Raw genomic sequence first — 23,791 nt, 5'->3', positions numbered from 1 at the left:
TATAGATAAAGTGGTTATGAATTAAAATGATTTTTAAGTGAGTCTATATAAGAAATAAGCTCTTGCTTTAAATCTACAGGGGAAATTGAAATAATGGATGATCCATAACCCAGTAAATATTTTACGATAAATGGAAGCTCATTTTGGCTATAGTACCCTTCTATATAATAATGCTCCTGATGATTTTCTAGGGTCATGCTTGGATAAGACTCCTTATGAAATAAATCGATCCCGCGTTGGTCGATCTCTACTTTAAACCTTAGCTTGACACTGTTAGTTTCTTCATTTAAGCGTCGTTGAATCTCTTTTCTAGGAAGAGGTTCAACATGCTTATTACTATTTATCGCCGTAATTTTATCACACCGACATACCCGGAAGCCTTCCTCGCCAAAATCAAAAATCTGTACATACCATTGTCCAAAACGAGATAAAATGGAAACAATTTGAGCGTCTATCTCTGTTAGCTTATCCTTGCTTCTATATGAAATCGTAACGGGCTGCTCCTCGATGGCATACATAACAATTTGCTGTAACAAAGGGCTTTCATTAAAATGAGTAGTACCTTCAAAATGTAAATATTGAGACAGGCGAAGTAGCTTATCTTTGGTTTGACTGGAAACAGATAGCTCGAATTTGCGTTGTAAATATTCCGCATCAATATGAAAGGGCGTAGACTTGTAATTTTGTAGCGTGAGCAGGGTAAAATAAAGCGCATAAATCTCATCATTTGAGAAATTGATGGAATAGCGGAGTTTGTTACTCACAATATGATAACGCCCGTTTTTGCCAAGACTTGAATAAAGAGGCAACCCAATTTCTTCTAATGCAGCGATATCTCGAAGGGCAGTGCTTTTTGAAATCTGGAACTGTTGCATTAGCTCCTTCAAGTTAAATTCTGATTTTTCACTCAAATAAATGAGCATTTTATTTAAACGTTCACTTTTTTTCATAAACTAATCTCCAAAAGGTTTCATAATATGACACCATTATATTTTATAATGAATGCAAGGGAAAGACTTGAAGATTTCTCATCTGTTTCTTAATGTTCACTTTCACTTTAATTTGATATGAGGAGCCTATATGACCATGAAAAATTTATTTTTATCCTCATCCTTTACGGATGTGACAGCCCTATTCGTTGATTTCGCAACAGAAATTTTAGTAGGAGACCAGGTAGCAGAAAATTTATTAGTAGGAAATTCTTTGACAGGAAATTTACTAGAAGGAAAAACTGTTACCTTTATCCCTACGGCAAACGTTCCTGAGGAGTATAAACTGTATGTAGAATCTGCAAAACAAGAGCTAGAACAGTTAGGTATTATTGTGGACGAGCTTGAAGTAAGTACAGCGTCAGCAGAGGAGATTGATGGTAAGCTTAGAGGAAACGACTTTATTTACGTATCGGGCGGAAACACCTTTTATTTGCTACAGGAGTTGCGTAAAACGGGGGCAGATAAAATCATAATGGATGAAATTGCAAAAGGAAAGCTGTATGTTGGTGAATCTGCGGGTTCATTAATTATGGCGCCAAATATTGAGTTTGTAAAACATATGGATGATGTAGAGGCGGCACCTGAGTTAACCTCATTTGATGCACTACATGTTGTTGATTTTTACCCAGTTCCTCACCATATGAATGAGCCCTTTGTCCAAGCAACAGAAGACATTATCGAGCAGTATGGTGAGGTTTTACAGTTACAGCCTATTAGTAATAAACAGGTTATCATAGTTCAGGGTGACAAGGTTAAGATTTTAAACGACTAAGTTTAGTATTAAAAGGTAACACAGCATTTTTATCGAAATAGGAAGTTTTACTTTGGCTAAAGGCATTAAAGAAAGTAGGTTCAATATCAAATAATTTGCATAAAAATTGAATGTCTAAATGATGTTGCTCTAAAAAAGAGTTAATATTAATTAGCTTATTTTCTAATAATATTTCAAACAGAGAACGTATTTTTCCTGGTTTTACAATCGGGATTTTTAAATCTAAAGGTTCAACTTGTCTATGCTCTTCGTTAGATAAGGAATTCATATCTACTTTATAATGTAATAAAAGATGCCCTAACTCATGGGCTAAATCAAAGTTTCTTCTTACAGCTGACTTTTTCTTATTGCCAAGCACGATATAAGCACGGTCATTATTAGTCCACAAGCTATAGGCATCAATATCCATACCCATATTTTTTTCTAAAATATATATACCAGCTATTTCTAATTTTTGACGAGCATGATAAGCGATTTCCTCAATTAGTTTTAATCTATCAGCTTGCTTAATGTGATGCTCATTGTTTATATGGATCATATTCAAGATTTCATTTCGCAAATACAAAACTTTATTTAAGGGTAGATCAAGGTATCCTTCAAGCTGATTTAAGAAAAAGTGGACAAAATCAATATAAATCGTTTCCATTTTAGTTTTTTTTCGTGAATCCCGATCATCAGCGCGATAAGCAATATACTCTTCTAACGCAACGTTATTTATGGTTGATGCTGTATAAAAAAACTTAGCCTTCACATTAAACTTATAATTTAAAGTATTGATAACTTCCATCTTTGGAGAAGTCAATTGATTTTCATATTGCCAGATTGCTTGCTCACTAACGCCAAGCTCATCAGCAAGTTCCTTTCTGGATAGCCCGTTAAGTTCTCTAAGGCTCTGTTACTTCTCTCCAAAAAACATTAAAACCTTTCCTCCTTAGGACGGTACCTATATAGTCATCAATTGTCAGCCTAGAGGGTCCTTTTTTTAATTAGCACGCTCTTCTTCTATTCCTTCATTTTCCCAATCAACCTACTATACTTCAATACAACAAAAAGACTAAACCCACTAGTTATTGCAAGTAACCCATTAATGATCAGATTGGTGGTCTCAAGCGCCGAAGCTGCACTATAACGATAAGTAAGGTACCCAGCAGCTAACAGCAATAAAAAGAGATAAACCGCGCGAATATCGCGATATTTACGAAGTATATCTCCATCATCGGTAATGCTTGCCCCGCCGAAATCTTCTTTTTTAGTTTCTAAAATAAGTAGCTCGTAGTTTGCAGGATCCCCTATATTTCCACTAGAAGCCTTACTCCAAGAGCCTTTTTTTGCTTTGCCTGCGGATAAATTTAGACTAATATTTTTAGAAAATGAACGCAGACCTTGCTCCATCAACAACTCTTGTCTTCTAATAAGTGCTGGATAGGACTTTTCCGTTACAAGCTCAACATGATATTGATATTGGTGTGGCTCACACGCTTCAAAGTGAAAGGAGAAGTTACTCACTCTCGTCAGGCGATAACCTTGATCTGCCATTTCATTTAACCACTTTTGTTGTCCATCTATGACATCAAAAAAGTATTTAAAAACAACTTTACGCATTGTAAAACGACACTCCCTTTTGATCGTACAAATAAGTTCATATCATTATAATAGCTAAATTGTGAAAAGAAGAGCAACCTTCCCTTTGCCAAATAATTATGTTTGACATGGAACCAGTTACATAAATTAAGCTTGCTATCAGTAGCATCAATTTTAAAATTATTATTAATCTTAATATAGATCAGACAGGAGCGATTATAACTTGGACAAAAAAGTCATCTTTTTAGATGTAGACGGCACCTTAGTTTTAGATGATGGGAGTGTACCTGATTCTGCACGTACAGCTTGTATTGAGGCTAGAAAAAATGGACATTTGATCTTTTTATGTACAGGCAGATCCAAAGCGGAGCTGTATGATTTTATTATGGAAATTGGTTTTGATGGTATCATTGGCGCAGGTGGTGGATTTGCTGAAGTTGGCAGTGAAATGCTATATCACCATAAAGTAGCTGATGAGGATGTACGCTATATGGTTGATTATTTTAACGCCCATGATATCGACTTTTATTTAGAATCCAACGGAGGATTATATGCGAGTCGAAATTTAATTCCTCATTTAGATCGTTTAATTTATGGTGATGTTGAAAATGATAGCCTTGCACGGTTGAAAAAAGAACAACAGCCCCATCCCTTTATCGAAGGCTTAATTGTGGGTGAAGCTAATTTATATCGTAGTGATGTTAACAAGGTTTGCTTTTTAGAAAGTGCATCTGTCCCTTTTGAGCAAATTAAAAGAGAGTTTGAGGGGAAGTTCGAAGTAATTCAGTGTACCGTTTCGATGTTTGGTAAAGATAGCGGAGAGCTTATGGTGCCAGATATTCATAAGGCTGTTGCGATTGAGAAGGTCATTACACATTTAGGTATTCCTCGTGAAAATACGTTTGGGTTTGGTGATGGTCTAAATGACATCGAAATGCTAGAATATTGTGGGGTTGGTGTGGCGATGGGTAATGCAAGACCTCAGTTAAAGAATATTGCTGATGATATCACCGATGATATTGAGGAAAACGGACTTTATAATAGCTTCAAAAAGCATAAGCTTATTTAGATGGACGATTTTATCAGCCGGCTTCCGTAGTGAAGTCGGCTATTTTGCTTAAAAAAATGTTCTTACCCAGTTGAATTAGAACCCGTTATAAGGATAAAATAATGGAATGTGAGTGACCTCAATGAGCATGGGTTATTTGAATTTTTATAAGGGGAGATGACATGATTTCTTATACACAGCCCATTTTTGTGGCAGCTATGGTTTTTATCGTGATCGCCTTTATCATATTTATTCCATGGCTAATCTATACATATCGGAAATTTGGCTATTTCCCATTGTCCACCACGCTAATTTCATTTTCTTTTATTTTTTACTTTTTAGCGGCTCTATTTTTAGTGCTATTACCCTTGCCTGAAACACGTGATACTTGTTCAATTCAAAAGCCAGGCACTCAATTTTATTCCTTGGTCCCGTTTCAATTTGTAGCTGACACCTTAAAGAATAGTGGGATTGTGTTGTCGCAACCCGCAACGTATCGGTTTTTATTTAGCCAACCGTCATTTTACCAAGCCTTTTTCAACTTTTTACTATTATTGCCCTTTGGCGTTTATTTACGTTATTTCTTTCAAGAACGAAAATATTGGAAAAGAGCGTTAGGTCTTACCTTTTTACTAACCCTCTTTTATGAAATTACACAGGTTACGGGGATTTATGGCATATACAATTGTCCTTATCGTATTTTTGATGTGGATGATTTGATGTTAAATACCGCTGGGGGCATAATTGGTTTCTTTATTGCACCTGCCATTTTAGCGTTATTTCCATCAAAAGAAAAAATTAATGAGAAGGCCGAGAAATTGTTGGCACTGGACGAAGTACGAAGTATGTCTGTGTTGCTGGCATTTGCCATTGATATTTTTATTAGTAATGTGATGATTACAATTGTTTTGAATTTGCTACAAGTTAATATCGTGAATACGTTAATAGTTAATACGGTGGTGCTATTTGTTAGTTTATTTATTGTTCCATGGCGATGGAACGGAGCCACACTGGGTACAAAATTTATGCGTTTTCGCTATGATAGTAAAGTTAGTCGTTTTGAAACAACCAAACGTTTGCTTAAACGTTTTGGTGCCATTTATGCCGTATACCTTATTATTGTATTTATGAAAGTTTTAAACTACGTGGATTTCCCAATGGATTCCCCATTTTATAAAGCATCTATCTTTTTAAATCTAGGTGCAGGTTTGACTGCGATCAGTGTAACGCTGGTATTGTTTATCCATTTTGTGATCGTTACCTTTAGCAAACAAAAACGCCGGTATTATTTTGATGAAGCGTCTGATTTATATACAACAAGAAAAGATAACCAGATTAAATAGATCACCAAGATAGCAACAATAACATAATCAAGGATTGACGCTGTGCGTTCTGTTTTTGCCATAAAATTCAGAAAGTTATGCACCCCGTGAAATAAAATTGTTGCTATCAAGGTATGTTTATGTAGAACAAGTAACGCCAATACTGCACCAAGTACAAACGCATATATAATTTGCAAAATCGTATCCTCTAGTGATTGTCCGCCCATCAATTGGAGAGCATGCGTAATTCCAAATAGCACGCTGCTGATTAACACAGCTACAGTAGTTCCTTTATTCTCCAATGCTCTAAGCATAATGCCACGAAACATAATTTCTTCAATTACACCAATCACACAGATTTGTAAGATCAACATGAGCAATAGGTTTGGAATAGAGGTTAGGTTCAAGCCTTCATTTCCGATGAAAATAATGACTAACACGATAAGTAAAGGTGCGTAGACTAAAATATCTTTTGAAGATTTTATTTTAGAATCTAAGTATAAGTCCTTCCAGCGTTGACCACGTAATACGTAAATAATGAGTCCAATTGCTAACGGGATTAAACCAACAAATTGCAACACAGGATTTTCTGGTTGTGTTATTGATACATAAGCGCCATTAGCTGTGTAGAAAAAGATTACAAGTAATTCGACTAAAATAACTTTTAGGTATAGATTCATTGGCTTTTTATGCTTAGATGTAGTTGTATTTTCCATATTATAAGTTATCCTTTTCAATTATTTTATTTAACCATGCTAGTTCCATTTCATAAAATTGTAAGCCATAATACATCGTAGATACGCGGTAATAATAATCCTCTTTGTTTGGAATGGAAGCTAATTCCTCATTTACAATGTCTTGTAGCCCCTTCATCTCCATCATCTTTTTGTATGTTTGCGCTTGATAAACCCTTAGATTGGTATGTCTCGTCTCTTCATCTAAATAATCATAAAAGAAAATTTTAACCATATATTCTTTTTTATTGCTTTGTAATGGCTCAGCTAACCACTTCACAAAGCTTGCTTTACCTTGATCGGTAAGCGTATATATTTTTTTGTTTTTACTGTTAAGTGTTTCTTGCTCTGTGATTTCTCCAGACTTAGTGAGTGCTTTTAATGTTGGGTATAAACTGCCATAACTCATTTTGAAAAACATACCTATCGTCTGCTCAGCTACTTTCTTGAGGTCGTAACCGGACATTGGTGATTCCATTAGAATGCCAAGAATAACGTAATTAATCATGTTAATTTCCTTTCATTTTCAGAAAATATATATCTATTTGATATATCTATATGATATATAAATTTAAGCGTTTGTCAACATTTTTTATAAATCTTGATTATTTTCTGAGATTTGATGGATACCCTTATAGACGAGAGATAAAAACTGGTTTGAAATATGAAAGGGTGATAAGGGTGACAACGAACTTAATAGAGTTAAATCAAGTTTCTAAGAAATATGGTAAGGAGCTTGTCGTTCGAGATATTTCATTAGCAGTGAAGCGTAATAGTATTTATGGACTGTTAGGTCCAAATGGGGCGGGTAAGTCTACAACTTTAAAGATGATGACAGGACTTATTGCTCCAACCTCAGGTGAGATTTATTTTGATGGGCATTCATGGACACGTAAGGATTTAGAGCATATTGGTGCGTTAATTGAATCTGCGCCACTATATTCTAATTTAACTGCCTATGAAAATTTGTTAGTACGTACCACGATGCTTGGTTTACCAAAGGAAAGAATTCAAGAGGTGCTTAAAATAGTAGACCTCACACACACGGGAAAGAAAACCGCAGGGAAGTTTTCTATGGGGATGAAGCAAAGACTTGGAATTGCAATTGCACTGCTGAATCATCCGAAGCTGCTTATTTTGGACGAGCCAACGAATGGACTTGATCCGATTGGGATTGGGGAGCTACGTGATCTTATTAAATCATTCCCAAGTCAAGGGATTACCGTCATTTTATCAAGTCATATTTTGTCTGAAGTAGGTCAAATCGCAGAGCATATTGGAATTATCAGTGATGGAATTATTGGTTACCAAGGTGATATTGATCATCCGCAAAACCTAGAACAATTATTTTTGGATGTGGTGAAGGAGAACAAAAGAAAGCGGGGTGCGAGATCTTGATAAATTATATTCGGGCAGAGTGCTTGAAAGTAAAACGAAGTTTTTCAATTACACTTATAGGGCTTATTGCCTTAATAAATATTTTAATATCCTTTATTATGAGCCCAGTTTATTTTGTAACAAATACATTTAACTGGTGGAGTATTTTATTTATGCCTATAGCCATTGCCTTGTGGTGTGCACAATCGAACCAGAAGGAGAAGAAGGCAGGGGACTATAGCAATATTTTATTATTACCGATTTCACCTTCCAAAGTTTGGGTGGCTAAAGTTATCGTAATTGCTTTGCAGGCGTTGTTCTCTTTGTTGCTATTTTTAGTTATGATGGGTTTATTATCGTTTGTATTCCCAGGAATGCCCTTATTCGAGATGAGACAATTAGAGGGATTACTGTTGATTTGGTTTACTTCATTATGGGAGATTCCACTCATGTTATACTTGGCTAAAAAGTGGGGCATGGGAGCTGCGCTCATCACTAATATTGTTGGGGGCTTGGTGTTAGGCATTGCCTTTTCAACGAAAGCATTATGGTGGTTAAATCCTTGGAGCTGGTCCATTCGCTTAATGATGCCGATCATTGGTGTGCATCCAAATGGTACACTACTTTCGCAAAGTAGTCACTTTCGGGATGGCTCTGTCATCATAATCGGTATATTGTTAGCGGCATCGCTTGTCATTACTATAACAGCACTAACTTCACTCGCCTTTAAAAAGAGTGTTCCAGTGAACAACTCCGTGAAGGGGGCAAAGTAGGATGATATCTTTAGGGCGAGCAATTTCTGCGGAATGGATAAAGCTAAAGGCTACGTCGGTAAAGTGGATTTTTCTACTTATCCCACTTATATGTGCACTCCTTTTTTTATCTTATTTTGGTGTTATACATGAAAAGGATCCAGTAAAGCTTTTTAGATTTTATATGGACGCAATATGTATTGCTCTTCCTTTTCTAATTAGCTTGATTTGTGGCATGATTAGTATGCAAGAGGAAAAGGCAGGTCACTATCAAGTGTTATTAGGTGGAATATCTAGATCTAGAAACTATATAGGGAAGGTAATGTCATTAATTTTATTAACAAGTGGTGCCATCTTGATAGCTGTAGCTATTTTCATGCTAGGTGCTACTTATATACTTGGTATAGAAGGGATTCCTTACCTAACATATATCAAAGCGAGTATTTTCCTTATTTTTAGCTGTATTGTTTTGTATTTCATTTATCTCTTTATTGCATTTGTGCTAGGTCTATCAGCTTCCGTTACACTTGGCGGAGCAGGCTTATTATTAACTGCACTAATGGCAACAGGACTTGGTGATGGGGTATGGAAATATATACCTTGGGCATGGGGTATTCGATTTGTGGATAGTTTTATAGTGTTAAAAAGCTCAATCTATACGCAGGATGTCCTTACCCTCATTAAGAAAGAAATGGTTGATGGAATTCAGTACATGACCCTGTATACCGTCCTTTTATTTGGAATTAGCCTATGGTGGTTTAATAAGTGGGAGGGAAGACAATCCTCTGATTAATTGGTGTAACTAATAATAGAGGTGACCAAATTTGGCAAAAATATTAGCGGTGGATGATGATGAAGCAGTTCTAGTGTTAATCGGTAATATTTTGAAAAAAAGTAACCATGATGTTTACCTAATTAATAATACCCGAAATAAACCTATTACGTATTTTCAAGGCTACGATTTAATTTTATTAGATGTGATGATGCCTGAAGAAACGGGGTTTGAATTATGTCAACGAATTAGAGGCTCTATCGATTGTCCTATCATTTTTTTAACTGCAAAAACAGCAGAAGAAGATATCGTGCAAGGCTTAATTACCGGTGGTGATGATTATATAGCTAAGCCGTTTGGTGTAATGGAGCTAAGTGCGAGGGTGAATGCCCATGTTAGACGTGAGCATAGAGATAAGCAAATTGCCACAATGACCGTGTCAGGTGTTTCATTTAATTTTGCAGCCAAAGAGGTGTGGGTGGGAGAAAATCAAATTCATTTAACTAAAAATGAATATAGAATCTGTGAACTACTTGTAAAACATAAGGATCATGTATACACCAGAGAACAAATTTATGAGCAATTATATGGTATTGAGGGTAATGCATTATTTTCAACTATAACTGAGTTTATACGTGTCATTCGCAAGAAATTTAAAGAATATGAGCTAGACCCTATTTCAACGGTATGGGGGGTAGGGTATAAATGGCAATCCGAATGAGTCAAAGCAATCTTAGAAGAGAATTTCTCATGTACTTAGTAAAGATGGCAATTAGTGTGATTGGAATAGGCATGGGATTTGTAATGCTCCATCTACTAGCAATCAATTCAGGGTTTATTTTACCCGCCAACTATGATGAGCAACGAGTGCTCCAAGTAGAACCTATCATTCAACAGGCTGGTGAGGTTACGGCTGAAATAATCCCTAGTGGGCTTAAGTTTGGCGTATTTAATAAGCAAAATTTGCAGTATATAACTGGTGATTTAGATCAATCTGTTGCAATGTCTTTTCTAAAAACAAAAATGAAGGTAAGTGTAAAAGATCAACAAGTTTACCGCTTAATTGAGACCAAGCAGCAATATGTTGTTTTATATTATCAATTAAGAGCACAATTTGGCTCTCCAGTACTGCGACAGTGGTTGCCTAATGTCGAATTGTTAGAAGTGGCTATTAGTTTAATCTGCTTCCTTTTTATTGTATTTAGTATAACGATGATCTATGTAAATCGCTTTAAGCAGCAATTTAAAATGATCAATAACCTAACAGGGCACATACAACAGCAAGATTTGAACTTTGAAGATGTTCATTCAAATATTCAAGAGTTTGATGAGATCATACAATCTCTTTCTGAGATGAGAGGAGCACTCAAGCAATCCTTGGAATCACAATGGAAGGTGGAACAAAATAAAAATGAGCAAATTGCTGCCTTAGCCCATGATGTTAAGCTACCTGTAACGGTAATTAAGGGAAATGCGGAGCTACTCAGCTTATCTGATTTAGATGAAGAACAAAACACGTATACAAATTATATTTTAGCTGCCAATACTAAGATTGAACACTATATTAATCAACTGATCCACATGTCTAGAAGCCAAAACCCTATGTCTGTGAATAAAGTACATATCCAATTAAATGAATGGTTGGAACGAGTACGTTCAGAAACAATAGCTTATATAGGTGGGCGGGATGTAAGCATAAATATAACCATGGATCATGATAGGGGACTTACCCTATTTGTTGATTTAGACTTATTTCATCGTGCGATCATGAATATTTTAAGTAATGCGGTTGATTATACTCCAGATGGAGGTACTATTAAATTGCATACGCAATTAGTAGGTGAGAAAACCGTTATAACGATTACTGATAGTGGTCAAGGATTTACGAATGAAGCACTACAACAAGCTACTCAGTTGTTTTATATGGGGGATAAAAGTAGATCCACTCAAGGCCACTATGGAATGGGGCTTACATTTGCTCATAACATTGTTGGATTACATGGTGGAAAGCTGACTTTACGGAATGCTGATTCAGGTGGTGGGCAGGTTGTGATTGAGCTTTGAGCATACAGCTTTAAGTTATAAGCATTAAGCTTGAATTGAGACAAGGTTGGCTTGACTCTGACATAATGTTAGACCTTACAATCTAGTTAAGAGCTAAGTTATAGTTATGATCTATGAACCATAAACCATGAACCATAATCTATGAGTTATGACTATGGCTTTCAGCTCATTAAAGGCATGCTAGGAGGGATAGGATCGATGGCACAATCTGCGTTACCTCAAACTAAACAACAACTTAAGGATGAAATTCATAAAAGATATCTTTTGCTTGATCAGGAATTTAATGATCTTACGAATACGGATCGTGATATTGAAGTTGAAGGTGTAGATCGTACACCCGCAGAAATTATTGCATATCAGATTGGTTGGCTTCAGTTAGTAATGGGATGGGACAAGGCAGAAAAGGCAGGACAGAAGGTTCATATGCCAAAGGAAGGATACAAATGGAATCGCCTAGGTGATATGTATCAAGCCTTTTATGAAGAATGTAAACCGTATACACTTGAACAATTACGTCAACAATTCCAGTTGTTAGAGCAGCAATTTCAGGACTGGCTGGATACACTAACAGAGGAAGAACTTTTTACACAAGGTGTACGACAATGGACAGGGGATAATCCTACTTGGCCGATGGTACGTTGGATTAAAATCAATACGATCTCACCGTTCACAAATTTTAGGACAAAGATCCGAAAGTGGAAAAAAGCAATACAGAGATAACCCAAGATAAGATATGAACCAACTACACTAAAGGAGAATGATTGTTGTTTAAAATTGGTGATTTCTCAAGACTATCTGGGGTAAGTATTCGAATGTTGCGTCATTATGACAAGTTAGGTTTGTTACTACCAAAACATATAGATGAATTTTCCGGTTATCGCTATTACACTGCTGAGCAGCTTAGTGTGGTTGGGAAAATAGGACAGCTTAGGGAGCTTGGCTTTAGCCTAACCCTGATTAAAGAGATGTTAGAGGGAAACATGAACCAGAATGATTTGCACCGCTTTTTAAGTGTTAAACAAATGGAATTGCAGGAAGAATTGAAAGTGATCGAAAAACAGGTCACACACATATCTGCTTTATTACAGCAAGGAGCAGAAATTCATCCCTACCATGTGATTTTAAAGGAGATACCCCAGCGGCATGTACTTAGCGTTCGACGTGTGATTGAAACTTATCATCATGAAGCACATTTATGGAATACCTTATATTCTGGAATTGCACAACAAAAAATACAGATGGCTTCAGACCCGTGCCCCATGGCGATTTTCCACGATCTAGAACATAAAGCACATAATATAGATGTTGAAGTGCAAGTATCTATAGAAGGAAACATAAAGTTTGATTTAGCAAACTTGGCTGATTTATCGCAATATACGACATTACCTATAGAGATTGCTTCTGTTATGATAAATGGAACCTATGATCAAATGGGGATGGTATCCCAAGTGGTGGCACAGTGGATCGAAGAGCACGGTTATGAACTATATGGACCAATGTTTAACATTTATCATGTATCTCCAGCTCAAGAGTCTAATCCAGAAAAATGGGTAACCGAGGCATGTTTTCCTGTTAAATTACTCAAATAATATAGGGAGATAACATATAGCAGTATTTTAATTTGGGCATAAACATGACATTTTGTCATCGTTATGTTCTTTTTTTTACTTAAAAATCGTTTAAAATAGTCTTTTAGAGGGTAAAGGTGTGAATGAGTGTTTTATAGTGTAAAATCTGGTGTATAAGCTGGAGGGATGCATAATGAGAGTTCTTATTGTAGGTGGGACATCATTTGTTGAGTTGTATATTTTAAAGAAACTTATTGAAGAAGGACATGAGGTTGCTATTTTCCATCGCGGCTCAGCTAATGATTCTTGGTTGCAGTCGGTGAAACATATTCGTGGTGAAATTAAACATATTATGGACTACCGCTCTCATTTTGAGCAATTTGCACCTGATGTGGTGGTTGATATGGCTTCGGGTACGGCGGAAAGTGCTGCACTCATTTTTCAAGCTGTGCGAGGGCTAACGAGTCGGGTAATTGTTACATCCAGTCATGACGTATACCGTGCTTTTGCCATTGTAAAAGGGCAAGTCCAAGGAGAACTTGAACCGATACCATTAACCGAAGATTCAAAGCTTAGACCTAATCGTTTTCCGAATCGCGACAAAATGAAGCCAGAAGATGATTTTGATAATTTATATGATAAATTACTTGTAGAGGAAGTATGGCAATCCCAGCAGGAAATCCACGTGACGATCTTACGCTTACCAGCCATTTACGGACCAGGGGACCCACAACACCGACTATTTTCTTACTTGAAGCTCAAGCCAATGCTAGATCATCGGCCACACATTTTACTTGATGATGGTTTTGCTAACTGGCGTTGGAGCCATAGCTATGTTGAAAATGTTGCTCATGCGATGGCATTAGCCATTGCTGCCCCAGTTGGGAAGCACACGATATACAATATTGCGAATCCAAATGCTCCTACGATGCTAGAGCATATTCAAAATATCGCTGCTACATTAGATTGGAATGGTCAAATTATTGTGCTACCAAAATCAGAGCTGCCATCATTTGCAGCATTCCCATACAACACCAATCAATCTATTGTTGCAAGTAGTGAACGATTTGAACAAGAGTTTGGAGCGTATGATATTATTCCTTATGATGAAACACTTAAACGAACAGTAAAATGGGAGGTTGCTTGTATCGCGGATACAACCTTACCTGACTATCATGCACAGCTGCGAATTTATGAACAGGAAGATCAGCTGCTAAGTAAGCTGAAATGAGAGAAGAATATATCAAGAATATATCAAGTTTAGGGTAAGTTAAAGTGAGGGAAATGAAGTGACAATGGATGCCTTTCTTAAATAGGGCATCTATTTTTTTATTTTATAATTAAGACTGTTGTCATATCCTTTGGCAAAATTATAGCAAGATCTATCAAAAATTTATGTATAATGCATGGCTATAATATAGATACAAACAAGAGAAGAAAGGAGAGAATTACATTTATTACGATATTATTCAGCAAAGTATTAAGTATATTGAGCAAAATCTAGATCAGGATTTGAATTTAGATATTGTGGCAAAGCAGGTTGGCTTCTCTAAATATCACTTCCATCGTATTTTTAGTAAATATGTGGGTCAAAGCTTAAATACTTATATTCGTTATCGCAGATTAACCTCTTCGGCATACCTGCTATTGTATACGGACGAGCGTATTTTGGATATTGCGTTGCATTATGGTTTTGAAAGTCAAGAAGCATTTACGAGGGCGTTTAAAGCATTGTATTCATTGCCGCCAGCGTCGTACCGCTCACAAATGAAATTACTTATACCTATGAAAGAAGGGATTATAGTGTCAAATATCAATGGATGGTTTACAACAGGAACAAGTCCTAATAAATATGATGTACATTTGGATCATGAAACTTATCATGAAGGAAGTAAGTCGCTTTGTTTGGCTTCTAATCAAGAAATAGATGTCACTACCAATGAATTTGGCACGTTAATGCAGCAATTTCAAGCTAAACAGTATATCGGTAAAAGAATGCGTTTTTCAGGTTTCGTGCAAACTGAGAATGTTAACGGGTGGTGTGGTTTGTGGATGAGAGTTGACGACCAAAAACAAAACATGCTAGCTTTTGACAATATGGAATACCGCAGTATTAAGGGAACTGTATCATGGAATTATTATGCTTGTGTATTAGATATACCAGATGAGGCGGCTACCATAAGTATTGGTATTTTATTATCTGGATCAGGTAAAGTGTGGTTAGACAATTGTCAATTTGAAGAAGTAGGCAAAGATATCGAAGTAACCCAATTTACGGGTGCAGATGAGACATTACCTATAGAGCCACAAAACCTAACCTTTGAGGACTAAGCTATCTGTGCTTAAAAGAGATATGGTATTGGGGGACATGGGATGTTTTCATTTATTGAAGTGATAATTCAAGTATTAATAAATTTTTTAGCTGATTTCTTCACTGGTAAACTTGAAAGCTACTTGTATAGTTTAACTCTGGTGTTAGTTATGTTAGCAATAGGGATTGGGATATATAAGGTATTATCTAAACAAAGCAGCAAAGGCTATACAACGACGATAGTGTTAGAAGTTTTAGGTCAATTTGCACTGTGGATCGTAGCTATTATTTTGTTGAAAATTTTAACTGATTTTAATGTTAATCACTATGAATCAATGCAGTTGTATACACTAGGCATGATCGTAGTTACTGCGTGTAACATTGTGTTGCTAATTTTGAGGTTGCTGAACTATTTTGGTATGCGACAAGAACATTTAGAAATTAGCTCCTTTGTAATAGGTGTAGGATTAGGCTACTGTATGCTCCAAGTGTTTCAGTTCTATACGTTACTTAGTAACGAAATAATTATTCAACATATAATTATATTATTTTTAATATGTGGAGCCTTATCGTTAGTATACCAATTTGGTCAACGTGAGTTCTTTCAAAAATGAACAAATCACGAACATTAATCTTGTTTTTGTGATAAACATTCGTTTTTCTTATTGACAAGACGTGACACGACGCCTAGAATAATTCATGTAGTAAGTCCTGTGAATGGACTTATAAATGGGTTTTTCGACAATTGTAATTAAGCTTTTCGTATAATTCTGAGAATTGGCTCAGAAGTTTCTACAAGATCACCGTAATGATCTGGCTACGAAGAGAAGAGCGTCGCGTTTGTTTTAACGCTTTTCTATTTAGTACGAAGCCGGGGAGGGGAATTAGCCCGGTTTTTTGTCGTTACCCGACATATATTAAGGGGGAGTTTTTAACCATGGATCGGTTCTTTAAACTTAAGGAACACGGAACGAATGTAAGAACGGAAATTATCGCAGGGATTACGACGTTTATGACGATGGCCTACATCTTACTCGTAAACAATTTGTTCTTAGGCCCTGGCGGCGCAGGTATTCCAACGGATGGCGTATTTTTTGCTACTGCAGTTGGTGCGGGGTTAATTACTATTGCAATGGGTGTTTTTGTTAATATTCCAATTGCGCTTGCTCCAGGTATGGGACTTAACGCATATTTTATGACGGTTGTACTTGGCTCTAACGGTACAATCACTTGGCAGGCAGCATTAGGTGCTGTATTTATTTCCGGTATTATTTTCTTGATCCTGACGGTAACAAAAATTCGCCAATTACTTTTGGTTGCAGTACCTCAAAGCTTGAAGGCAGCCATTACAGTCGGTATCGGCTTGTTTGTAGCTAGTCTAGGACTCAAAATGAGTAATTTAATTGGTGCAAATGTGACTGGAACAGTCGAAAATGGGTTTGCATTAGGGAATCAGCTTAATTTTGCACTTGGAAATTTTGTTCACAGTGCTGACGTACAATTAACACTCATTGGTTTAATTATCATTGCAATTCTTTCAGTTTTAAAAGTACAAGGTGCAATGCTGATCGGTATCGTTGCTACTACTTTAATTGGTATTCCGATGGGGGTTACAGATCTTAACGGTTTGTCTGGGGCTAACTGGATCCCTACTTTTGATAACTTAGCGGTAGGTCAACTTGACCTTGGCGCAGCATTTAAGCTTGGTTTATTTGAAATCGTATTTGTATTTACGTTTGTAGAACTATTTGATACATTTGGCACATTAGTAGGAACGGCTACTCGTGCTGGTCTAATGAAAAACAAAGAAGAAGGCGAAAAGAAAATTGGACAAGCGATGCTTGTTGATGCAGTGGGTGTAAGTGCGGGTGCATTCTTGGGTACAAGTACAATCACTTCTTATGTAGAAAGTACAGCAGGTGTTGCAGCAGGTGGACGTACAGGTTTAACGTCTGTTGCTACTGGTGTAATGTTCTTACTCGCTTTATTTATTGCACCACTGGCGGCAGTAGTACCTTCAGCTGCAACTGCACCAGCATTAATCATCGTTGGTGTGCTAATGATCGGTCAAGTTCGTAGCATCGAGTGGGACGATTTCCTTTATGCATTCCCTGCATTCCTTACCATCGTCTTGATGCCATTCTCTGGAAGTATTGCTAACGGGATTTCTGCTGGGATTGTATCCTACGTAATTTTAGGTGGGGTATCAACATTGTTTACGAAAAACAAGGTGAAGGTTCACTGGTTAATGTGGTTGCTAGCAGTATTGGTGGTTTGCCGTTACGTATTTATCGGTGGTGAATAAAGTTAAATATTCGTGCTAGAAATACAAAAAATTAAAGTAACTTAAAAGTAAACTATTATATAAGCGTTCTTAGGTTTTTAACTTAAGGACGCTTTTTTTCTTACTTATTATTCTACGATTAGAATGGTGGTTAATATAATGAAGTTTTGTATAGTAGTAAATATTTAATTATCTTTAGACAAGAGATGAGGGTAACGAAGATGAGACTATCAGCCTGCAACTGGAGAAGATATTAAATGGTACGAACAGTTTGTTATCCCAGCTAAGCTTAATCAACTTTATATGGAGTCTGATTTTCCATCGAGAGAGTGGGGTGCTTCCATGACACGTATGGAAATGGCTCACGAATTTCGGGTAAGGAAAACGGAAAGCTTGATCCAGATGGGAAAATTACTGGTGCTGATGTGTTAGCTGTTGTAGACCGGATTAATAAAGTACGTAGTGGAGAGACACTTGAGATTTGGCATAACTATTAGCGTGCTATAAACTACTCATAGCTATGCCTTTTTGAACCCTTAAGCTTTTCTTCTTGCAACAAACAACATAACAAACGAAATACATACAATTGAAATCGTCCATGCCCATGCCAACGGTTGGTTTCCAGCATCTACAGCAACAAAAATGGCAGTAGGTAATGTTTGTGTTTTACCTGGGATGTTGCCTGCGATCATTAATGTTGCACCAAACTCTCCAAGTGAACGGGCAAAACCAAGAATCATTGCCGTTAATAGTGATGGAGCTGTTAAAGGAAGCGTGACATAACGGAATACCTGCCACTCATTCGCTCCTGCTGATCTAGCTGCATCTTCAAGTGAACGCTCCACGCCATCAAAGCCAGTTTTCATCGTTTGATACACTAGTGGAAAAGCGACAACAATGGAAGCAATCACAGCAGCCCACCATGAAAAAATAATCGGAGCATGAAACAACCATTCAATCCATTGACCTAACCAACTACGTCTTCCCATCATCACCAATAGTAGAAAACCAACTACAGTTGGAGGTAAAACTAATGGCAACATAAAAAAGGTTTCTAAAAACAACTTACCACGCATTTTTTTCAAGCTCATCCAACGAGCTGTCATTACACCGAGGATGAGTACAATGACAGAAGATAAACACGCCACCTGCAGGGATAACTGGATGGGTGGCCAAAATTCAATCCAATTAATAGCGATCAATTAATTCGCTCTTTTAAAACCGTATTTTTCCATTATCTTTAGCGCAGGTTCTGTTTTTAAATAATCATATAATTGACGTGCTTCCTCTTCATGACTCGTGGATGATACTAAACCAATTGGATAAGTGATTGGAGAATGTAAGGCGGCATCTACAGTGAATGCGATTTTAGTCTCATTTGTAGACAGTGCATCCGTTTTATATACAAATCCAGCATCTGCATTTCCAGTAGCAACATATTGGAGAACTTGACGAACGTCCTTAGCCTGAACCAGCTTTGCTTGTAAACCGTCCCACAGTTTTTGATTTGTTAAAGCTTCTTGTGCATATTTACCTGCGGGTACACTATCTGGAATCCCAATCGCTAACTTTTTAATGCTATCACCTTTTAAATCATCTAACTGTTTAATATCTGCTCCGCCGCTGGCAGGAACTACAACAACTAATTCATTTAGTAGTAATGGACTTCCATCCTTAACAAATCCCTTTTTCTCAAGAGACTTAAGGACAGAATTAGAAGCAGAAATAAATAGATCAGCAGGCGCACCTTGCTCAATTTGCCGTTGTAATGCACCGGAGGCACCATAATTAAAGTTTAACTTTACATTTGTATGTTGCTTTTCATATACAGCTTTTAACTCATTCAAGGCATCGGTTAAGCTTGCAGCCGCAGAAATTGTTAACTCTACTGACTCTGCTTGATCTGATTTAGTAGTTGTTTGTGAGCCACAAGCTGCTAGCATTAAAATGATTGACATCACGATTGAAACCATTAAAAGCTTACTGATCACTGAGTATTTTCTCAAAATAACATCTCCTATTTAGATATAATTAGTTATATCTAGTTATAATATGTATGAATTGAGTTTCATTATATATATGTAAAAATGGACTGTAAACTAGTGAAATCCCTATTGTTCACCATAAGGAGTTCCCTAGTATATATTCTGTGGTAACATGATTAATAGCCACTTAACGCATTCATTTTCAACTATGAAAACATACCTAATTATTTTAAATGGAGGACGACGATGGACACTCCTGTCTCTTATACTACCGAGGAAATTGCAAAACTTTTAAAAATATCAAAGCTCACTGTGTATGATCTGATTAAAAAAGGCGAGCTACCTTCCTATCGTGTCGGCAAACAAATGCGTGTAGATGCCACTGATCTTGAGGCCTATAAGCAACGATCTAAAAGTAAATCCCAGCGTCAGGAAATGATCCATGTTCCAGAAGCTCCGCTCTCCACAACTGGTAATGCAAATAATAATATAGTGATTACGGGTCAGGATATTAGCCTAGATATTTTAAGTAAGCATCTAGAGAATTATGATCCTACTTCACTTCGACCGCTTCGTTCATTTGCAGGTAGCTTGGACAGTCTTATTGCGATGTATCAAGGGAAAGCTGACATTGTGAGCACACATCTATGGGATGGGGATACAAGTGAATATAATCTTCCCTATATACGTAAAATTTTGAATGGCTTCTCTTATATCGTTATTCGATTGTTATCTCGTCAAGCTGGAATGTATGTTCAAGCGGGGAATCCACTTGGTTTAAAAACTTGGAAGGATCTTGCCAAACCAGGTTTAGTAATGATTAATCGTGAAAAGGGTTCTGGCGCACGTGTGTTGCTTCATGAGCAACTTCGCCTTCTTCACATAGATCCAACTACTATAATTGGATATGAGAATGAAGTTACACATCATTTAGCTGTAGCAGGAAAAGTAGCCTCTGGGGAAGCGGATGTAGGGATTGGGATTGAGAAGGCAGCAAATATTGTAGGTTCAGTACAGTTTATCCCACTCATTCAAGAGCAATATGATATTGTGATGCTACGTACACCCGATCGGATGGCATGGATTGAACAAGTGTTGCAGATTTTGCGTTCAGATAGCTTTCACAAGGAATTGAGTGCTATTCAGGGTTATGACTTATCTCAAAGTGGTAAAATATTAGTAGAAACCTAACGTAAGAAGAAAAAAGAAATATCTAGAACCCAAATAGTGCATGATAACAATAAATAATTGATAAATTAGTAGATGTTCAAATGGAGGTTTCTCTACTTTCATGATTATTCAAAGAAAATGGCGTGTATTTGTAATCATTGTTCTTATTTGTGTTGTTATGGCGGTGTTTTTTATTATGAAGCTAACAAATAATCCTCGTGCTTTAACAGAACAATTTGTTCGCAATCAGATGTTTAATTCATCAGGAACAATCGCAAGCTATTTGCAGGATGCGCCTTCAACAGATCCTAATGTTGTCGCAGGCAGAGAGGCTTTGTCTGAATCACTTGGCTTATGGCTAGAATATGGAATCACGATCAAGGATCAGAAATTGTTTTCTGAAATGGCTGAACAACTTCGCAGTAAATTTATGAGCCCACAAGGACATGTTTATTGGAAACTTGATAAAGATGGAGTATCCCATGTTACTACGAACGCGTTAGGAGATGACCTACGTATTATTCGTGCTTTGCTACAAGCCTATGAACTATGGGGCGATCAAGCTGATCTTCAATTAGCAAAAAAGATTAACACTTATCTTATGGACAAAACCCGCCTCGAAGGTTATCTTGTGGACTTTTATGATGAAGCTAATCATTATTATTCACCTACATTAAGCTTAGTGTATGTAGATGTGGATGCCTTTAAGTTGATGAAAAAATATCAGCTTATGAACTCTGAAGATTATGACAAATACATTGCCATTTTAGAGCATATGCCTAAAGACACCTTGTTTTATCCTAAGCTGTATGAAATAGGGTCAGGAAAATACACCTATGATGAAAAGGTGAATTTGATTGATCAATTAATTGTAGCTTTGCATTTAGGAGAGGCAGGGATGGATAATAAGCCTTTGCTTCAGTTTTTACAGGAGCAATATGCACAACATCATAAAATATATGGTGCTTATAATCGTAATACCCTTCAACCTTCGGTGGAGTATGAATCACCTGCTGTATATGCATTAGCTATTTTGCTCGCACTCCAGCAGAATGATACGGAATGGGCGGAGAAATGGAACAAGCGAATGCTTTATTTCCAAACCCAACATGGTAAATATGCTGGAGGGTATGTTTTTGATAATAACACCCATGCTTTTGATAACTTATTTCCGTTGCTTGCTGAAGCACAGCTTAACTAATTCTCATGCGTACACGCCGAAGCACAAGCCCGCTAGCTAAAATTAATATTGTAGCAACAATTCCAGTGATGGGGTTTAGCCATAAATCATATTTTGTAAATATAATGAATCCTCCGGTAGTTAATAAAGTAGGCACAGCATCTTCGACGGCATGCATTAGAACCGTGGGCCATACTGACTTAGTTATACGATAGATCTCAACAAACATCACATTCCAAATCACCATAAGTATACATCCAACTAAAAGGGTATCTACTCTCGATAGCGTTTCAAAATAATGACCAGGTAAAAAGAAGAAGTAGTAGGGGGCATGCCACAATGCCCAAACAAGACCTGAAATAATGTAGATCAACCAATCATTAACTTTAAGCTCAATCAGTTTTGGAGTTAAATAACCTCGCCAAGCAAACTCCTCGAATATATTTTTAATAAATGAGGTAACAAGTGCCGAACCAATTAACGGAAGTACGATATTAAGTTCAAGCTTAATAGTAGTGCTTCCCCATAATATCCCTATGCCTACTGTGATCATTGTGATTAGTATATAAACGATTAAGGCTACAAAATACCACTTTAGATTCCTGTTAAAATTCAATCTAATTCCCAATCCCTGACTGTCGCGGTTAATCCATCTTAATATAATAGAAGTTAAAAGAGGTAACACCAACCATAACAACATACCAAGGGAATTCCCTTGTTCGTTATTTTTAATGACTAAATCTAATAGCACACCAAGCCATCCGCTTGCTAAAGCTACAATTATAAAAATAATTAAACTTGTTTTTGTTTTTATTTTTGTTGTCATGCAGAATCGCTCCTTTTCCTCTCAAGAATAGATATTAACCAGTCTGCTTCAGGACATGTTGCACTTGGATATAGTGCGATATGTTGAGCAATGCCTTGAATTGAGCACCAAAAAGCTACAGAAAGAGCTTCTGGATCACCTTCTTTAATTTCTCCACGTTTTTGTCCTTCTTTGATAATAGAAATACTTTTCTGAATAATTGTGTCTCCTTCTATTAATTGTTGTTTGACCTCATGTGGCAAAATATCAAGATGATTAGCATTTTCCATAAGGACAAACATTTTTGCAGCAAAAGGACTAGATGTAATTAAGGATAAAATATTCTCAGCCGCAGTTTTAAATATCTCGATAGATGAATTACTTGAAATAGGTAAATCCATCTTTAGCTTCTCACATCCGATTTTGATCAGTGTTTCATATAATGCTTCTTTCGAGCTGAAGTAGTGAAACAGCAGACCCATACTCATATTAGCGGCCTTAGCAATATCAGCAATTTTGGTTTCACCATATCCCTTACGAATAAATAAATCTAAAGCAGTCTCTAGTATTTTAATTCGACGTTGTTCCTTTTGCTCATCACGTTTAGTCATCTTGAATCTCCTTGAAAATAATTTCATTGAATTTAAATTCAATAATATCAGTTGAGACAAGCTACTGTAAAGTAAAATCCAAAATATAATGGTAGTTAAAAAAATATGATTGGAAGACTTGCTTCTTTTTTATAATCGTGATATATTATGAATCCGGTCGAGAAACAAGACTTTTAAAGAAGAGTGAGAATAAGATTTAAACAAGAGCTTAAAAAACTTTTTGAAAAAAAGACTTGCATAACCGATCGAAAGATGATATATTATAAGAGTTGCTGCTGAGAACGCAATTAACACTGAAACAAAGCTTTTAACTAAGCAAATCAACAAAAAGTAACAAAGTTGATCTTTGAAAACTAAACAACGAGTGAGTGAATTTCACGAAAGTGGAATTCAAAAATCAGTAGATTAATTTCAATGAATTAATCTCGTCAGATTCAAAATGAGCTTATCGCTCTTTTCAATA

26 protein-coding genes, 1 pseudogene and 1 riboswitch are annotated in these 23,791 nt (G+C 36.6%); of the genes and pseudogenes, 17 read left to right on the top strand and 10 right to left on the bottom strand.

Features of this window, described 5'->3' with window-relative positions; translation table 11 throughout:
• Nucleotides 1-14 precede the first annotated feature (14 nt).
• Complete coding sequence (locus ABE099_RS12580; RefSeq protein WP_430031150.1) at nt 15-950, bottom strand: helix-turn-helix transcriptional regulator; 936 nt, start codon at nt 948-950, stop codon at nt 15-17.
• Between the two features lie 136 nt (nt 951-1,086).
• Here ABE099_RS12580 and ABE099_RS12575 point away from each other — a divergent pair, with 136 nt between their 5' ends.
• Nucleotides 1,087-1,764, top strand: coding sequence for a Type 1 glutamine amidotransferase-like domain-containing protein (locus ABE099_RS12575; protein WP_430031148.1), 678 nt, complete (start codon nt 1,087-1,089; stop codon nt 1,762-1,764).
• On the opposite strand, the gene ABE099_RS12570 is transcribed toward ABE099_RS12575, so the two are convergent.
• The 3 genes and pseudogenes from ABE099_RS12570 to ABE099_RS12560 form a co-directional block, all read right to left on the bottom strand.
• Nucleotides 1,745-2,515 (bottom strand): ImmA/IrrE family metallo-endopeptidase, encoded by a 771-nt coding sequence (locus ABE099_RS12570; protein WP_430031146.1) that lies wholly within the window; start codon nt 2,513-2,515, stop codon nt 1,745-1,747. The genes ABE099_RS12575 and ABE099_RS12570 overlap by 20 nt on opposite strands.
• A gap of 36 nt (nt 2,516-2,551) precedes the next feature.
• Nucleotides 2,552-2,644 (bottom strand): annotated as a pseudogene (locus ABE099_RS12565) (helix-turn-helix domain-containing protein); the annotation flags it as partial.
• Between the two features lie 122 nt (nt 2,645-2,766).
• The gene (locus ABE099_RS12560) at nt 2,767-3,366 is read right to left on the bottom strand and encodes a DUF2812 domain-containing protein (RefSeq protein ID WP_430031144.1); all 600 of its coding nucleotides are present in this window, start codon (nt 3,364-3,366) and stop codon (nt 2,767-2,769) included.
• Nucleotides 3,367-3,568: 202 nt separating this feature from the next.
• On the opposite strand from ABE099_RS12560, the gene ABE099_RS12555 reads away from it, so the two are divergent.
• Together ABE099_RS12555 and ABE099_RS12550 are read left to right on the top strand one after the other, a co-directional pair.
• Nucleotides 3,569-4,414: a Cof-type HAD-IIB family hydrolase gene (locus tag ABE099_RS12555; RefSeq protein WP_430031142.1), complete on the top strand. Its 846-nt coding sequence runs from the start codon at nt 3,569-3,571 to the stop codon at nt 4,412-4,414.
• A gap of 161 nt (nt 4,415-4,575) precedes the next feature.
• Nucleotides 4,576-5,736 carry a VanZ family protein gene (locus ABE099_RS12550; RefSeq protein ID WP_430031140.1) on the top strand — a complete coding sequence of 387 codons (1,161 nt, stop codon included), beginning with the start codon at nt 4,576-4,578 and terminating at the stop codon, nt 5,734-5,736.
• Here the strand turns inward: ABE099_RS12550 and ABE099_RS12545 are convergent.
• The gene (locus ABE099_RS12545) at nt 5,679-6,431 is read right to left on the bottom strand and encodes a CPBP family intramembrane glutamic endopeptidase (RefSeq protein WP_430031138.1); all 753 of its coding nucleotides are present in this window, start codon (nt 6,429-6,431) and stop codon (nt 5,679-5,681) included. The genes ABE099_RS12550 and ABE099_RS12545 overlap by 58 nt on opposite strands.
• 1 nt (nt 6,432) lies before the next feature.
• Complete coding sequence (locus ABE099_RS12540; RefSeq protein ID WP_430031136.1) at nt 6,433-6,957, bottom strand: PadR family transcriptional regulator; 525 nt, start codon at nt 6,955-6,957, stop codon at nt 6,433-6,435.
• A 173-nt stretch (nt 6,958-7,130) separates the two neighbouring features.
• Between ABE099_RS12540 and ABE099_RS12535 the strand changes: the two genes are divergently transcribed.
• The 12 genes from ABE099_RS12535 (at nt 7,131) to ABE099_RS12480 (ending at nt 18,074) form a co-directional block, all read left to right on the top strand.
• Nucleotides 7,131-7,847, top strand: a complete 717-nt coding sequence (locus ABE099_RS12535) for a lantibiotic protection ABC transporter ATP-binding protein (protein WP_430031134.1) — start codon at nt 7,131-7,133, stop codon at nt 7,845-7,847.
• Nucleotides 7,844-8,599 (top strand): lantibiotic immunity ABC transporter MutE/EpiE family permease subunit, encoded by a 756-nt coding sequence (locus tag ABE099_RS12530; protein ID WP_430031132.1) that lies wholly within the window; start codon nt 7,844-7,846, stop codon nt 8,597-8,599. The genes ABE099_RS12535 and ABE099_RS12530 overlap by 4 nt, the downstream gene beginning before the upstream one ends.
• 1 nt (nt 8,600) lies before the next feature.
• A complete protein-coding gene (locus tag ABE099_RS12525; RefSeq protein ID WP_430031130.1) occupies nt 8,601-9,371 on the top strand; it encodes a lantibiotic immunity ABC transporter MutG family permease subunit in 771 nt (256 codons plus the stop codon).
• A 31-nt stretch (nt 9,372-9,402) separates the two neighbouring features.
• Complete coding sequence (locus ABE099_RS12520; protein ID WP_430031128.1) at nt 9,403-10,071, top strand: response regulator transcription factor; 669 nt, start codon at nt 9,403-9,405, stop codon at nt 10,069-10,071.
• Nucleotides 10,056-11,414, top strand: a complete 1,359-nt coding sequence (locus ABE099_RS12515) for a sensor histidine kinase (protein WP_430031126.1) — start codon at nt 10,056-10,058, stop codon at nt 11,412-11,414. Before ABE099_RS12520 ends, ABE099_RS12515 begins: the two co-directional genes overlap by 16 nt.
• A 198-nt stretch (nt 11,415-11,612) precedes the next feature.
• Nucleotides 11,613-12,134, top strand: a complete 522-nt coding sequence (locus ABE099_RS12510) for a ClbS/DfsB family four-helix bundle protein (RefSeq protein WP_430031124.1) — start codon at nt 11,613-11,615, stop codon at nt 12,132-12,134.
• Nucleotides 12,135-12,178: 44 nt separating this feature from the next.
• Nucleotides 12,179-13,003 (top strand): MerR family transcriptional regulator, encoded by an 825-nt coding sequence (locus tag ABE099_RS12505; RefSeq protein ID WP_430031121.1) that lies wholly within the window; start codon nt 12,179-12,181, stop codon nt 13,001-13,003.
• A 172-nt stretch (nt 13,004-13,175) separates the two neighbouring features.
• The gene (locus ABE099_RS12500; protein ID WP_430031119.1) at nt 13,176-14,213 is read left to right on the top strand and encodes an NAD-dependent epimerase/dehydratase family protein; all 1,038 of its coding nucleotides are present in this window, start codon (nt 13,176-13,178) and stop codon (nt 14,211-14,213) included.
• Nucleotides 14,214-14,434: 221 nt separating this feature from the next.
• Entirely contained in the window at nt 14,435-15,313 is an 879-nt protein-coding gene (locus ABE099_RS12495) for a helix-turn-helix domain-containing protein (RefSeq protein ID WP_430031563.1), read from the top strand.
• Nucleotides 15,314-15,355: 42 nt separating this feature from the next.
• The gene (locus ABE099_RS12490; RefSeq protein ID WP_430031117.1) at nt 15,356-15,907 is read left to right on the top strand and encodes a DUF5823 family protein; all 552 of its coding nucleotides are present in this window, start codon (nt 15,356-15,358) and stop codon (nt 15,905-15,907) included.
• Between the two features lie 126 nt (nt 15,908-16,033).
• Nucleotides 16,034-16,133, top strand: a riboswitch (purine riboswitch).
• 97 nt (nt 16,134-16,230) lie between these two features.
• Nucleotides 16,231-17,598 carry an NCS2 family permease gene (locus ABE099_RS12485; RefSeq protein ID WP_430031115.1) on the top strand — a complete coding sequence of 456 codons (1,368 nt, stop codon included), beginning with the start codon at nt 16,231-16,233 and terminating at the stop codon, nt 17,596-17,598.
• Nucleotides 17,599-17,906: 308 nt separating this feature from the next.
• A complete protein-coding gene (locus tag ABE099_RS12480) occupies nt 17,907-18,074 on the top strand; it encodes a hypothetical protein (protein WP_430031113.1) in 168 nt (55 codons plus the stop codon).
• 39 nt (nt 18,075-18,113) lie between these two features.
• On the opposite strand, the gene modB is transcribed toward ABE099_RS12480, so the two are convergent.
• Nucleotides 18,114-18,779, bottom strand: a complete 666-nt coding sequence (modB, locus tag ABE099_RS12475; RefSeq protein WP_430031111.1) for a molybdate ABC transporter permease subunit — start codon at nt 18,777-18,779, stop codon at nt 18,114-18,116.
• Nucleotides 18,780-19,550 (bottom strand): molybdate ABC transporter substrate-binding protein, encoded by a 771-nt coding sequence (modA, locus tag ABE099_RS12470; protein ID WP_430031561.1) that lies wholly within the window; start codon nt 19,548-19,550, stop codon nt 18,780-18,782. It lies immediately after the preceding gene.
• Nucleotides 19,551-19,808: 258 nt separating this feature from the next.
• Here modA and ABE099_RS12465 point away from each other — a divergent pair, with 258 nt between their 5' ends.
• Both ABE099_RS12465 and ABE099_RS12460 read left to right on the top strand, forming a co-directional pair.
• Nucleotides 19,809-20,753, top strand: coding sequence for a substrate-binding domain-containing protein (locus tag ABE099_RS12465; RefSeq protein WP_430031109.1), 945 nt, complete (start codon nt 19,809-19,811; stop codon nt 20,751-20,753).
• Between the two features lie 100 nt (nt 20,754-20,853).
• Nucleotides 20,854-21,933, top strand: coding sequence for a glycosyl hydrolase (locus ABE099_RS12460; RefSeq protein ID WP_430031107.1), 1,080 nt, complete (start codon nt 20,854-20,856; stop codon nt 21,931-21,933).
• Here the strand turns inward: ABE099_RS12460 and ABE099_RS12455 are convergent.
• Nucleotides 21,926-22,738 (bottom strand): CPBP family glutamic-type intramembrane protease, encoded by an 813-nt coding sequence (locus tag ABE099_RS12455; protein ID WP_430031105.1) that lies wholly within the window; start codon nt 22,736-22,738, stop codon nt 21,926-21,928. The two genes, ABE099_RS12460 and ABE099_RS12455, sit on opposite strands and share 8 nt — an antisense overlap.
• The gene (locus ABE099_RS12450; protein WP_430031103.1) at nt 22,735-23,328 is read right to left on the bottom strand and encodes a TetR/AcrR family transcriptional regulator; all 594 of its coding nucleotides are present in this window, start codon (nt 23,326-23,328) and stop codon (nt 22,735-22,737) included. The genes ABE099_RS12455 and ABE099_RS12450 overlap by 4 nt, the downstream gene beginning before the upstream one ends.
• Nucleotides 23,329-23,791: the final 463 nt, after the last annotated feature.

Origin of the sequence: Paenibacillus turicensis, assembly GCF_050461185.1 — a bacterium.
Classification (GTDB): Bacteria; Bacillota; Bacilli; order Paenibacillales; family Paenibacillaceae; genus Fontibacillus; species Fontibacillus turicensis_A.
This window is presented reverse-complemented; position numbering and strand designations above follow the sequence as displayed.